This is a genomic window from Tropicimonas sp. S265A (genome assembly GCF_049800835.1).
Taxonomy (GTDB): domain Bacteria; phylum Pseudomonadota; class Alphaproteobacteria; order Rhodobacterales; family Rhodobacteraceae; genus Dinoroseobacter.
Genome location: NZ_JBNAFU010000001.1, coordinates 609,152 through 622,038, shown reverse-complemented (window position 1 = coordinate 622,038; position 12,887 = coordinate 609,152). Strand labels below are relative to the sequence as shown.

Sequence of the window (12,887 nt, the reverse complement as noted above, 5' to 3'; positions counted from 1 at the left end):
GCCCAAGTAAAGCCTGCGAGGCGGGAGCGCGCAATGGGGGCGCGGCGCGTGTGGCAAGCGCCGTGTCTCAGGTATTTTTGCACAAAAGAAACAGAGGCTTGCGCCTCAATAGGGCGCGTTGAAACAGCATCGCGCGTCAGCCCACCTCAGCCAACCGGGCGAGCGCCGCCTTGAGCGTTGCCAGTTCCTCGTCGCCCGACGCAAGCCGTTCGCGGTTCTCGGTCACCACTTCCGCCGGGGCGGAGGCGAGGAACTTCTCGTTGCCCAGACGCCCGCGCAGCCCGCCCAGTTCCTTTTGCAACTTGGCCACGGTTTTCTCCAGCCGCGCCTTTTCCTCGGCCACATCGATGATGTCCGCAAGCGGCAGCGCGAATGTGCCGCCATCCACCGCGATGGTCAGCGCCCCCTTGGGCGGTTCGGACATCTCCGTGACCCCTTCGATCCGCGCAAGCCTTTTGATCAGCGTCTCGCTATTGGCGAAGGCCGCCTTGCCCGCGTCGTCAAGCTCAAGCTGAACAACCGGCACGTAGAGCCCCGCCGGCACGCGCATCTGCGCGCGCACGGACCGGACCTGCTCGATCAGGTCAATCACCCAGTTCATCTCGCGATCCGCTGCCGGGTCCACCAGATCGGCGCTGGTATAGGTCGGCCAGTCGGCATGCACGCACATCTTTTCGCGTTTGGCAGTCAGGGCCCAGAGTTCCTCGGTAATGAAAGGCGTGATCGGATGCAGCAAGACAAAGCACTGGTCCAGAACCCAGGCCATCGTCTCGCGCGTTTCAGAAACAACAGCGGCATCTTTGGACGAGAAGAGCGGTTTGGACAGTTCCAGGTACCAGTCGCAAACCTTGCCCCAGACGAACGCGTAGAGCGCGTTGGCTGCATCGTTGAAGCGGTAATGCGCCAGGGCATCATCGACGACCTCGCGAACCTTGGCCGTCTCGCCCACGATCCAGCGGTTGACGGTCTGCGTTGCGTCCGCCTTCGACCGCGCCGCGGCTGTGCGCGGGGCGGTGGCATCGAACACACCGTTCATCTCGGCAAAACGCGTGGCGTTCCAGAGCTTCGTCGTGAAGTTCCGGTATCCCTTGATCCGCTCCATATCGAGTTTCAGCACACCGCCGAGGGCGGCCATCGCGGCGGACGAGAACCGCAGCGCGTCGGCGCCGAACTCGTCGATCACCTCCAGCGGGTCGACGACGTTGCCGACGGATTTGGACATCTTCTTGCCCTTGGCGTCGCGGACAAGGCCGTGCAAATACACTTCGTGGAACGGCACCTGACCTGTCACGGCCAGCTGCATCATCATCATCCGCGCCACCCAGAAGAACAGGATGTCCTGCCCGGTGATCAAGGTGGAGGTCGGGAAGTACTTGGCCAGTTCCGGCGTGTCCTCGGGCCAGCCGAGCGTGCCGATGGGCCAGAGACCGGAGGAGAACCACGTGTCCAGCACGTCCGGGTCTCGCCAGATCGGATAGATCAGGTCGGTCGGATCCTGGCTGAGCGTATATTTCGCCAACGCCTCGGCAATCGCATGCAGTGCTGCATTGCGATCGTCGACCTCGACCACGCGGGCATGGTTCAGCGGTGTCGGCAACGTGGCCAGAACATCGTCGAACTGCGCGCGCACCGCATCGATATCCGGCGCGCAATGGTGACGCTCATCGCCGTTCAAAAGCGATTGTTCGGACAAGAGGCGCATGATCTCCACCTCGTCGAGCGCGCCATCGCCCTCGTCGTCGACAAATCCTTCGCCACTCAGGTCAAACCCATACCAGACCGGGATCTGGTGCCCCCACCACAACTGGCGCGAGATCGTCCACGGCTCGATATTTTCCAGCCAGTGGTAATAGACCTTCTCGCCGCTCTCAGGCAGGATCTTGACAGAGCCATCGCGCACCTTGTCCAGCGCCGGGCCGACGATTTTCTCGGCATCGACAAACCACTGGTCGGTCAGCATCGGCTCGATCACGACCTTTGAGCGGTCGCCAAAGGGCTGCATGATCGGCTTGTTTTCTACCATCGGGATGTGGCTGGGCGCATCGTGCTGGTCGCCGCTCTGCGCTTCGATCTCATCAAGATCGGGGTTCGGGATCATCACCGCCAAACCTTCGGACGTGATCTGGTCCACCAAGGCCTCGCGCGCCTCGAACCGGTCGAGGCCGCGCAGATCATCTGGGACCAGATTGATCGCGTCAGCTTCAGCCACGGTGAGCGTCCGCTTGCCTTCAGCGACCTCCATCGCGACCGCTGCGGCCTCGGCATAAGGCGCACCGTCGTCGCGCATCTGCGCGCGCGTGTTCATCAGCCGGTACATCGGGATGCCCCCGCGTTGGGCCACGCCATAGTCGTTGAAGTCATGCGCGCCAGTGATCTTCACGGCACCCGAGCCGAAGTCGGGATCGGGGTAGTCGTCGGTGATGATCGGGATCAGGCGGCGGTGTTCCTTGGGCCCGACCGGAATCTCGCAGAGCTTGCCGACAATCGGCGCATAGCGTGTGTCCGACGGGTGCACGGCAACGGCACCGTCCCCCAGCATCGTCTCGGGCCGTGTCGTTGCGATCGAGATGTAGTCGCGCTCTTCCTCCAGCACGACGTTCCCGTCCTCGTCCTTCTCGATATAGGTGTAGGTCTGCCCCCCAGCGAGCGGGTACTTGAAGTGCCACATGTGGCCGGTCACCTCGATATTCTCGACCTCCAGGTCGGAGATTGCGGTCTCGAATTTCGGGTCCCAGTTCACCAGCCGCTTGCCGCGATAGATGAGCCCCTTGTCGTACAGGTCGACAAAGACCTTGATGACCGCATCGTGGAAGTTCGGCGCGCCATTGCCCGCGTCCGGGTCGCCGTCTGCGCCGCCCATGGTGAACGCCTCGCGGGACCAGTCGCAGGACGCACCAAGCCGCTTGAGCTGGCCAATGATCGTGCCGCGGGATTTGACCTTCTGCTCCCACACGCGGGTCAGGAACCTGGCGCGTCCCATCTCGGCGCGGGTCGGCTCGCCATTGGCGGCCATTTCCCGCTCTGTGACCATCTGGGTCGCGATGCCCGCGTGATCGGTGCCGGGCTGCCACAGCGTGTCGAAGCCGCGCATCCGGTGCCAGCGCACCAGAATGTCCTGCAAGGTGTTGTTGAAGGCGTGCCCCATATGAAGGCTGCCGGTCACGTTTGGGGGCGGGATCATTACACAGAAAGTTTCTTCGCGCGACGCGTTCGCCCCTGCGGCAAAGGCGTTTGCGTCTTCCCAGGCTTTGGTGATCCGCGGCTCGGCGCTGGTGGCATCGAAGGTCTTTTCCATCGGCATCTGTCGGTGTCCCCTTGGTTTGGGTGCGGGATACCCAAAGCCGGGCCGGAGGGGAAGGGGAGAGACGACTGGACAGGGCCGCGCCCGGGCCTACTGTCCGAGCCAAGAAGCTCTGGAGCAGTACCATGGAAAAATTCGGGATCAGCCAGTCTGTCGCACGGGTTGAGGACAAGCGCCTTTTGACCGGGCAGGGTGCATACATAGCCGATACCGCCCCGTCGGAAGCACTGTGGGGTGTGGTCCTGCGCAGCCCTGTCGCGCACGGGGCTCTGACCACCCTCGATCTCGCGGCTGCGGAGGCGATGCCGGGTGTGGCGTTGATCCTGACGGCAGACCGGTTGTCTGAGGCCGGTGTCAAGTTGCCAATGGTTGGCACGCGCGTGCAAAACCATGACGGTTCCAAGGGAGCGGGGCCGGTGCGCCCCTTGCTGGCTGATGGGCGCGTACGGTTCGTGGGCGAACCCGTCGCGATGGTGTTTGCGACCACCCGCGCACAGGCCCAGGACGCGGCGGAGGCGATCGTGCTGGAGATCGACGACCTCGACGCCAAACTCGATTGCGCGCCGGGGGGCGCAGACCTGCATGCGGGCGTGGTGGACAATGTCGCCTATGACTGGGCGCACGGCGATCCGCGCGCGGCGGAGGCGGCGCTGGCATCGGCGGACCATGTCGTGACGCTCAGGGTCGAGGACAACCGGATCATAGCCAATTCGCTGGAGCCGCGCGGGTGCTGGGCGCAGATGGAGGACGAGGTGCTGCATCTCAGCCTCAGCGCGCAGGGTGTCTGGCCGATCAAGGGACAACTGTGCCACCATTTGGGACTTGCCGAGGACGCCGTGCGCGTGACCACGCCGGATGTGGGCGGCGGGTTCGGGATGAAATCGATGGGCTATCCGGAGTATTTCGTCACCGCCGCCGCCGCGCGCCTGCTGAACCGTCCGTGCTTGTGGATTTCCGAGCGCACGGAGGCGATGCTGTCTGACAATGCGGGCCGTGATCTGGTGAGCGACGTGACGTTGGGGTTCGATGGCGACCACAAGCTCGTCGCGTTCCACGCCGATGTTCTGAACAACCTCGGTGCGTACAACTCGCAGTTCGCGCAGGCGATCCAGACCAACCTTGCGCTCAAGGTCATGACGGGGGTTTATGACGTCGGCACGGCGTATATGCGTGTGCGCGGCATCTATACCAACACCACGCAGGTCGATGCCTATCGCGGCGCGGGGCGGCCCGAGGCGATCTATACGCTGGAACGGGCGATGGACCACGCGGCCCGCGCGCTTGGGCTCGACCCGTGGGCGTTACGGCGCAAGAACTTCATCGCGCCCGACGCCATGCCCTATACCGCGCCCTCTGGCGAAACTTACGACGTCGGTGAATTCGGGCGGCTGCTCGACCGGGCGGAGGTCGAAGCCGATCTGGCCGGGTTCGCGGGTCGACGCGCGCAGAGTGCGGCCCGCGGCAAGCTGCGCGGCCTGGGGCTTTGTTATTATATCGAAGCGATCCTCGGTGATCCGAGTGAAGGCGCGCAATTGCTGTTTCGGGATGACGGGATGGTCGAACTGCGCGTCGGAACCCAGTCGAATGGGCAGGGGCATGAAACCGTCTATCGTCAGATCCTGTGGGAATTGGCCGGGATCGATCCGGACCGCGTGGTCATCGTGCAGGGTGACAGCGCGCTGATCGCGCAGGGCGGCGGGACCGGGGGATCGCGTTCCGTCACCGTGCAGGGCACGGCATTGCGCGCGGTTGTGGACGAGACAATCGCGGCCTTTGCGCCGCTGGTCGCCGGTGAGTTGGGCGTGGATGCGGACGCCGTGAAGTTCGAGGACGGCGCCTTTCGTGCGCCCGGGGTCAACAGGTTCCTGACAATGGTGGAGGCTGCCGATCTTGCGCGCGCGTCCGGTCAGACCGACTTGCTGCACCAGCAGGCCCGCGCAACGTTGCCGGGGCGGTCCTTTCCCAATGGTGCCCATGTTGCGGAGTTGGAAATCGACCCCGAGACCGGGACGCTCACGCTGGACCGGTACACGGTGGTCGATGATTTCGGCACTTTGATGAACCCGCGTCTGGCCGAAGGGCAGGTCCATGGGGGCGTCGCGCAGGGGATCGGCCAGGCGGTGACGGAGCATGTGGTCTACGACGAAACCGGGCAGCTTCTGTCGGCCTCCTTCATGGACTATGCGATGCCGCGTGCGGACGGCGTTCCGATGATTGCCTTTTTCACGGAGCCGGTGCCGTCCAAGAACAACATCTTCGGCATGAAAGGCTGTGGCGAGGCGGGCACCGTCGGGGCGTTGGCGGCTGTTGCGAACGCGGTGCAGGACGCGGTCTGGGATCTGGGCGTGCGGCAGGTGGACATGCCGTTTACGCCGCACAGGGTCTGGCAGATGCTGCGCACCGCGGCCTGAGAGGTGGCCAAACCGCGCTGCCGCGCGCTGCCAGCGGCGCGGAGACGTGCAGGCTTGAATGGGCGCGGTCGCGATCAATGACAGTGGTTCACGGGGCTTTGTTGCCGCGTGTGACGGATTGATGACGGAAAATTCACGTCTGACCCCATAGTGTTAGGAGAGGCCGCGTGCCCCGGTCCACACTCGTGGCCTCTGGAGGAGCCCCATGGCATTCGACCGCCACACGCAGCACGGCACAGATCACATCGTCATCCTTGACGGGACGTTGAGCTCGCTCATGCCGGGGGAGGAAACCAATGCCGGTCTCGCCTACAAGCTGATCCGTGCGCGCCGGGGTCGGACCACCACGATCTTCTACGAGCCGGGTATCCAGTGGCCGTCCTGGGCCAAGACGGTGGAGGTAATGGCCGGGATCGGGATCAACCGGCAGATCCGGCGGGCCTATCAGTTCCTGTGTCACCGGTGGCGCCCGGGCGACCGGATTTTCCTGTTGGGGTATTCACGCGGGGCGTACGCGGTGCGCTCGCTGGCGGGGGTGATCGACCGGTATGGGCTGCTGCGCCCCGACATCGCCTCCGACCGGTTCATCTCATATGTCTACAGCTACTATCAGGCGCACCGGTCCAGCCGCTACGGGGACCGGTTTGCCGCGAAGTATTGCCAGCGGGATGTCGACATTCAGATGGTCGGCGTGTGGGATACCGTAAAGGCTTTGGGGCTCCGCGCGCCTGGCCTTTGGCGCATCGCTCCCATGGCGACGGAGTTTCATTCGGATCAGCTGGGGCACGCTGTCAGGCACGGGTTTCATGCGCTTGCCCTGCACGAGACGCGTCGCGCGTTCGAACCGGTTCTGTGGCGCTGCCCGCCCGGCTGGGAGGGTCATGCCGAGCAGGTCTGGTTCCGCGGAAGTCACGGCGACATCGGCGGCCAACTGACCGGCTGCCATGCGGCGCGCCCGCTGTCGAACATTCCGTTTGTCTGGATGATGGAGCGGGCGGAGGCATGTGGGCTCGATCTGCCGCGCGGCTGGCGCGCGGACTACCCCCGCGATGTCACGGCACCCTCGGTGGGGGTGAACCGGGGCTGGGGCAAGCTGTTTCTGAACCGAAGCAGGCGGGTGGTGTGCTCGGACCGGTCCGAGCACATTCACCCCAGCGTTCCGGACACGGATCCGGCCCGCGGGCCCGCGCGCGAAGAAGGGCGGCGAAGCGTCTTGACCTCGGTCCTGCGCGCGCGGGGGCGCGTTTCCCAGTAATCGGGCTGCGCTGCCGCAATTTGCCCCAACTCGTCTGCCAGACAGGGCGCAAAGGAGATGTCTGTTGGATGACCTCGGCCCGCACAATGCGATCTGGATCGATGATGAGTGGATCTCCTGGGAGGAATTCGGCGACGCGGAAGACCACAGTTTCAGCAGACTTGCCGAACTGGAGAGGGACGCTGATCTGAGGCAGCGGTTTCCCAAGGCGGACATCGCGCTCGTGCCGTTCTTTCTGGACATGCTTTCGCTCGCCCGGGACTATTTCGAGGCCACGGGACAGCATCTGAACCTCTATGGTGATATTGGCGAGCTCTACGGTGCCGTGGCTTACGGGATCCGGTTGCACAAACGCTACGCGATGGGGTCGGACGGGCGCCTCGGCAAGGATTTTGTCGAGATCAAGACCCTCGTTCCGCACAACACGCGGCAGTCCTGCACCGTCCGGCTTGACCGACACTTCAACAAGCTGCTGATCGTGCGCATCTCAGAAACGTTTGAGGTGTCGGGGCGGCTGGTTGATAGGAGTGCCCTGGTGCCACGCAAGCACACGCGCGTTACGGTGCCCTGGGCCGACGTGGCCGATGCGCCGCAAGGCGCCTAGGGGGCGGATGCATCCATGATGATGCAGGTGGTCGAGCCGGTGGCGTAGAGCTTGCCGTCCGCGACGCCGCGGATTTCACCTCGGGCAATCGCGGTGGACCGACCCGCGTGATCAACGCTGGCTGTGGCGTTGATTTCGACGCCCGGTCGCAGCGCGCGGGTGATGTTGATCTTGTATTCGAGTGTCGTGTAGATTCGCCCTCTCGGGACAACCGTCATTACTGCACAGCCCATCGCGCTGTCGAGCAATGTGCCGTACCAACCGCCATGCACGCCGCCCATCGGGTTCGTGTAGGCGCTTGTCGGAGCCCCGCTGAATGTCACCGCGCCCGGGGCGACCGCCGTTAGGTGGTACCCCATCTCCACCGCAATGGGTGGCGGAGGGAGTGTGCCTTCCTGCATTCCTTGCATGAACTCCAGCCCGCTGAGTGACAACAGCTCTTCGCGGGAAACGTGCGGTGATTGAGACATCGGTTTTTCCGTATCAGGTCGGGTTTTGGCGCGATCAGAGCTGCGCGAGTGCAGTCTCAAGGTCTCCGTAGCCGGTCTTGCGCCGTTCGAAGCGCAGCCCGAGGCGCCGCGCGCAGTCCCGCGCCTTGGCCGTGAGCTCCGGCGCTTCGGTTTGCGCTTGGTAAATCAGCCTGTCGTAATGCCCGAAATACATGTCGCGCAGTTCCGGGTGCCGGCCCAGTCCAAGGGGACGCCAGACAAAGGCATCAAACTGCCGCACCAGAAAATCGGTCAGGTAGAACGCGGTCATCTCGCTATCTGCGCGGGCGGCGAAGGCCGCATTGCCTTCGAAGAAACTGTAGCAATGGGGCCCTTCGATCATTTCCACGCCGAGCGCGGCGCAGCGCGCCTGCAACAGCCCGCCAGTGCCGCAATCGGCATAAACGACAAAGATGGTGTCGAACCGGTCCTCGGCTAGGCGAACGGCGTCTTCCACCGCATCTGGCAGTGCGTCAGGGGTCAGGTGAAGCTTGGCGGGCAAACAGGACAGGCTCAGATGGTCCCAGCCGTTCGCGCGGATCAGCGCCAGGATCTCATGCGCCAGTGCCCCGCAGGCAATCAGCAGAACCTGCCCGGTTTCCGGGCTGGTCAGGCCGGTTTCCGTCAGGCGCGCGTCATCCAGCTCCATCCGGCGTCACCGCGCGCGGCGCAGTACCCAGATCGCCACCGCCGCGATCATCGCAAAAAGCGACAAGGCCATCAGGCCGCCGCCAGCGCCGGGCGCAACGCGATCAGACAGCCCCGCCGCGATCGCGACCGTCAGCGCGGCCGCAGCGAGCGGCGCAAGGATCAGGGTGTAGAGCAGGGAACGTGGCAAGAGTGACCTCCAGATGTCTCCTGCAGGATATGGGGACGGGGCGGGGGCGGGAAAAGTCCCTAATGCGCCGCCATCTGATTATGTTTGCGCGCGATCAGGTCCTTGGCCGTTTCCACCGCGACCGCCGCATCCCGGCAATAGGCATCCGCGCCGATGGCACGCCCGAATTCCTCGTTCAGGGGGGCGCCGCCGACCATTACGATGTAGTTTTCGCGAATGCCCTGTTCCTTCATCGTGTCGATCACGACTTTCATGTAGGGCATGGTCGTCGTCAGCAGGGCGGACATGCCAATGATATCGGCTTCCTCCTGTTTGGCGGCGTCGATGTAATTCTCGACCGGGTTGTTGATGCCCAGATCGACCACTTCGAACCCGGCGCCCTCCATCATCATGGACACCAGGTTCTTGCCGATGTCGTGAATGTCGCCCTTCACCGTGCCGATGACCATCTTGCCCATACGCGGCGCCCCGGTTTCGGCCAGAAGTGGTTTCAGGATGGCCATCCCGCCCTTCATCGCATTGGCGGCCAGCAGAACTTCGGGCACGAACAGGATGCCATCGCGGAAGTCGTTTCCGACGATCGTCATGCCCGCAACAAGCGCTTCGGTCAGGACCTTGTAAGGGGCCCAGCCGCGTTCCAGCAGGATGTTGACGCCTTCCTCGATCTCTTCTTTCAGACCGTCATAAAGGTCGTCATGCATCTGCAGGGTCAGATCTTCGTCCGACAGGTCCGACAGGATGATATCGTCTTCTTCGTCAGCCATGGTTTACCTTTCGGCTCGGTCAGTCGGCACTAGGCCAGAGTGAACGGAAAAAACACGAGTCAACGCGGTGGTTTGCGACATCGTGAGCGGGTTTTTCGACCTTCTGTACGGGTTTGCAGGCTACGCGCGGCGGCGGCGGGCCGGGCGCGCGCGGGTGCGTGTCGGGCCGGAACCCTCGCCGGTTCCGTCATCGGTGGAGGAAAAACCCCCGAGCGCGGTCGCGATTTCCTCAAGCGAGGGGCGTGCGCGGAGCGGGTTGCTGTCCAGAGCGGCCCGCATGTGACGTAGATGCTCGACGGTGGTGCCGCAGCACCCGCCGATGATCGACGCCCCCGACGCGCGCGCCAGCAGGGCGTATTCCGCCATCAGTTCGGGCGTTCCATCGTAGTGGATGTGCCCATCGACATATTTCGGGATGCCTGCGTTGCCCTTGGCGATGACCGGACGCTCCGGCCCGGCGGCGGTAAAGCCCAGGACCGTGCGGAGCAGGTCGGACGCACCGACACCGCAATTGGCCCCGAACGCCACCGGACCATGCGCGAGTTTCTCGACGTTGCGGACCATATCGGCAGAGGTCACGCCCATCATCGTCCTCCCGGCGGTGTCGAAGCTCATGGTGCCGGCCCAGGGCATGTCGGCCAGTTTTGCGGCCTCCGCGGCTGCGGCGTATTCCTCGGGGGCTGAGATCGTCTCGACCCACAGCACGTCCGCGCCGCCGGCCTTCAGGCCTTCGGCCTGTTCGTGGAACATCTCCACTGCGATTTCGTGGGTCAGCGGGCCCATCGGCGCCATGATCTCGCCGGTCGGGCCCATGGAGCCGGCCACGATCACGGTGCGGTCGGCCCTGTCAGCCACTTCGCGCCCTATCTCGGCGGCGGCGCGGTTCAACTCCGCCACGCGGTCCTGGGCGTCATGCAGTTTCAGACGCGAGGCGTTGCCGCCAAACGAGTTCGTGAGAAACAGGTCGGAGCCGGCATCCACCGCCCCCTGGTAGAGTGCCGTGATCCGATCAGGGTGATCCGTGTTCCACAGTTCCGGCGCGTCGCCTGACGACAGCCCCATGTTGAACAGCGTGGTCCCCGTGGCCCCGTCGGTCAGAAGATACCCCTTGTCCGCCAGCAGGGCGGAGAGCGGGTCTTGCGGTGTTTGGGACGCGGCGGTCATGTGCGGGCCTTCTCTCTAAACGGCAAATCCCGCCCTGGGATCAGAGCGGGTCTGGAACATGGTGCCTTCTGCCACGCGTGCGCGGCTCAGGCAATTTCATAATTCTCATGTTCTTCATGAGGCGCGCGCAGGCTCGCGGGACGGGGCTGCGTGATGGGAAGAATGGGGCCCGCAGTGTGGTGCGCGCGGCCCGGCCGCACGCGAACGATAATGTCCCACGCCCCAAGCGCCATGGCAGGGGCGGAAGGTGCGGCCATGTACCGCCGTTCCCACCGGGGGCCGAAGCTCGCCTTGAACTGGCGCAGGCCAGCGCCACCGCTCTTCTCGACCAGCAGGCGTTGCAGACGCTTGGCAAAACCGGGCCCCGGCGCCGGTTGAACAGGAACCGACGCGAGCGAGAACCGGGTCACACCGGCAGCCTTCGCCGCCTCCAGCGCCGCGCGGATCAGAGTGTGCATCGTCCCATCGGGGGCGGTGTCGGTCTGGCGCACCAGATCCAGCGCCCAACCGGTAGACGTGACATGAAACGTCGCAAATGCCACCAGTCGCCCCTCCCATCTGGCGAGGAATACCCTTTGCGCGTTCAGCGGCGCGGTTGCGAAGCGGTTCATTGAAAAGCCGCGCTCGCCGCCTGCGCTTTCCGCCCAGGTCCGGGCGACCTGCGCCATCTCGGTCAGCGGTAATGGTCCATGTGCGCCCTTTGCAACAACCCCGGCCTGTTCGGCCTTGCGCAGTTTGCGCCGTGCCTGCCTACAGCCGCGCACGGACATATCGAAGGTCGCCGGATCAAGGAGCGCATCCTCGGCGACGGCCGTGACCGACCAGCCCGTATTGCGCGCTGCGGAAGCCATGCGCCGATCACATTTGTAAAGCACCGGTATACGGTCCGCCGCCGCAGCGGCTGCCGCGAGCACCGCCAACTGGGTGGCTGCCGGGGCAGGGGTCAGCGGGTCGAAAAGGGCAATCAGCGTCTGATCCGCCTGCTCAGTCACCCATCCCGTGCGGTGCTCGGGTGACCAGGCAAAGTACTTTTCCGGCTGACGCGCGAGTTGCAGTTCGGCATGCGGGTGCGCAAGGGCTGCCCGCATCGCCTCTGTCGTGTCGGGCTGTTGTTCGGGGGCCATGGGGTGCAGGTGCCGCCAGGTTAAGCTGGCTCCGGCAACCGTTGCGGGCAGGGCGTAGTAGATCAGGCGAAACGCCAAGCAGGCTGCCAGCAGGTCCGCCTCGGCGACCTGGGGCAGAAAGGCCAGCAAGGTCACCTCGAACGGGCCCACCCCACCGGGCGTACCGGTGATCAGGGCCGCGCCAAGCGCCAGCAGATAGACGGCAAACACCGGTGCGAAGCCCAGATCGACCGCGCCCGGCAGCAACACCCAAAGCGCCAGTGCCGCGAAAACAGTATCTACAAAGGTCAGCACCAGCAGGCGCGCGGCAGCAAGCAGGGACGGCCAGCGAAACTTCATCCGGCTGCCCGCCGGCTGCACAAGGCTGAGTGCGCACAGGGCCAGAGCTGCCGCCGCTGCGGCCAGCGCCCAAAGGGGACCGCCGGGCAAGACCGGCACGAAGGCCAGCGCCACAAGTGTCACGAGACCCCAACTCAGCAAGAACAGAACCGTTACAGCCAGCGTCAACCGTGCGGCGTCCCAAACACTCATGCGTGGTTCGAACCACTTCCACCGCACCAGCGCGCCGGTGACCAGACCGAACCCCACGGTTTGCCCGATGGCAATGGCTGCACGTCCGGCGCGGGCGGCTTCGCGCGGGTCGTGGCCGGTGCGGAAATGACGGTGCAACACGACGTCGTAGCGCCCTATAGCCCAAAAACTGACTGCCGTGGCCAGCGCCGCAAGGATCCAGGCCGTGATCGGCAACGCCTCCAACGCAGTCAATATCTGTGCCAGCCCGACCCCTTCGCACCGCTGCGCGACGAGCCACAAACACAGCGCGCCCAGACCGAATGGCAGGATCTGGCGCAAACCGGGTAAGCGCGCGCATGCGCGGCGCCCATCGGGGCCGTCGGGTCGGGGCGTCTGTGTCATTCTGGGCCTTTTCCTGTAAGGCG

10 protein-coding genes are annotated in these 12,887 nt (G+C 64.6%); 3 read left to right on the top strand and 7 right to left on the bottom strand.

From position 1 onward, the window contains the following. Window positions 1–136: 136 nt before the first annotated feature. The gene (locus ACP15N_RS03055; protein WP_425090740.1) at window positions 137–3,301 is read right to left on the bottom strand and encodes a valine--tRNA ligase; all 3,165 of its coding nucleotides are present in this window, start codon (window positions 3,299–3,301) and stop codon (window positions 137–139) included. 125 nt (window positions 3,302–3,426) lie between these two features. Here ACP15N_RS03055 and ACP15N_RS03050 point away from each other — a divergent pair, with 125 nt between their 5' ends. The 3 genes from ACP15N_RS03050 to ACP15N_RS03040 all read left to right on the top strand — a co-directional run bounded on the left by ACP15N_RS03050 (window position 3,427) and on the right by ACP15N_RS03040 (window position 7,571). Continuing rightward, window positions 3,427–5,712: a xanthine dehydrogenase family protein molybdopterin-binding subunit gene (locus tag ACP15N_RS03050; protein WP_425090739.1), complete on the top strand. Its 2,286-nt coding sequence runs from the start codon at window positions 3,427–3,429 to the stop codon at window positions 5,710–5,712. A 205-nt stretch (window positions 5,713–5,917) separates the two neighbouring features. Then, window positions 5,918–6,967 carry a DUF2235 domain-containing protein gene (locus tag ACP15N_RS03045; RefSeq protein WP_425090738.1) on the top strand — a complete coding sequence of 350 codons (1,050 nt, stop codon included), beginning with the start codon at window positions 5,918–5,920 and terminating at the stop codon, window positions 6,965–6,967. Between the two features lie 64 nt (window positions 6,968–7,031). Beyond that, a complete protein-coding gene (locus tag ACP15N_RS03040; RefSeq protein WP_425090737.1) occupies window positions 7,032–7,571 on the top strand; it encodes a hypothetical protein in 540 nt (179 codons plus the stop codon). Here the strand turns inward: ACP15N_RS03040 and ACP15N_RS03035 are convergent. The 6 genes from ACP15N_RS03035 to ACP15N_RS03010 form a co-directional block, all read right to left on the bottom strand. Continuing rightward, window positions 7,568–8,041, bottom strand: a complete 474-nt coding sequence (locus ACP15N_RS03035; RefSeq protein ID WP_425090736.1) for a PaaI family thioesterase — start codon at window positions 8,039–8,041, stop codon at window positions 7,568–7,570. The two genes, ACP15N_RS03040 and ACP15N_RS03035, sit on opposite strands and share 4 nt — an antisense overlap. Window positions 8,042–8,075: 34 nt before the next feature. After that, window positions 8,076–8,708, bottom strand: a complete 633-nt coding sequence (locus ACP15N_RS03030; protein ID WP_425090735.1) for a DUF1638 domain-containing protein — start codon at window positions 8,706–8,708, stop codon at window positions 8,076–8,078. A 6-nt stretch (window positions 8,709–8,714) separates the two neighbouring features. Continuing rightward, window positions 8,715–8,897, bottom strand: coding sequence for a hypothetical protein (locus ACP15N_RS03025; RefSeq protein ID WP_425090734.1), 183 nt, complete (start codon window positions 8,895–8,897; stop codon window positions 8,715–8,717). A 59-nt stretch (window positions 8,898–8,956) separates the two neighbouring features. Then, complete coding sequence (locus ACP15N_RS03020) at window positions 8,957–9,661, bottom strand: corrinoid protein (protein ID WP_425090733.1); 705 nt, start codon at window positions 9,659–9,661, stop codon at window positions 8,957–8,959. 120 nt (window positions 9,662–9,781) lie between these two features. Further along, window positions 9,782–10,825: a betaine--homocysteine S-methyltransferase gene (gene bmt, locus ACP15N_RS03015; protein WP_425090732.1), complete on the bottom strand. Its 1,044-nt coding sequence runs from the start codon at window positions 10,823–10,825 to the stop codon at window positions 9,782–9,784. 86 nt (window positions 10,826–10,911) lie between these two features. Continuing rightward, complete coding sequence (locus ACP15N_RS03010) at window positions 10,912–12,864, bottom strand: phosphatidylglycerol lysyltransferase domain-containing protein (RefSeq protein ID WP_425090731.1); 1,953 nt, start codon at window positions 12,862–12,864, stop codon at window positions 10,912–10,914. Window positions 12,865–12,887 lie beyond the last annotated feature (23 nt).

Bases quoted from the DNA above. Each gene is read 5' to 3' on its own strand.
- ACP15N_RS03055 (WP_425090740.1), bottom strand. From the start codon at position 3,301: ATGCCGATGGAAAAGACCTTCGATGCCACCAGCGCCGAGCCGCGGATC.
- ACP15N_RS03050 (WP_425090739.1), top strand. From the start codon at position 3,427: ATGGAAAAATTCGGGATCAGCCAGTCTGTCGCACGGGTTGAGGACAAG.
- ACP15N_RS03045 (WP_425090738.1), top strand. From the start codon at position 5,918: ATGGCATTCGACCGCCACACGCAGCACGGCACAGATCACATCGTCATC.
- ACP15N_RS03035 (WP_425090736.1), bottom strand. From the start codon at position 8,041: ATGTCTCAATCACCGCACGTTTCCCGCGAAGAGCTGTTGTCACTCAGC.
- ACP15N_RS03030 (WP_425090735.1), bottom strand. From the start codon at position 8,708: ATGGAGCTGGATGACGCGCGCCTGACGGAAACCGGCCTGACCAGCCCG.
- ACP15N_RS03020 (WP_425090733.1), bottom strand. From the start codon at position 9,661: ATGGCTGACGAAGAAGACGATATCATCCTGTCGGACCTGTCGGACGAA.
- bmt (WP_425090732.1), bottom strand. From the start codon at position 10,825: ATGACCGCCGCGTCCCAAACACCGCAAGACCCGCTCTCCGCCCTGCTG.
- ACP15N_RS03010 (WP_425090731.1), bottom strand. From the start codon at position 12,864: ATGACACAGACGCCCCGACCCGACGGCCCCGATGGGCGCCGCGCATGC.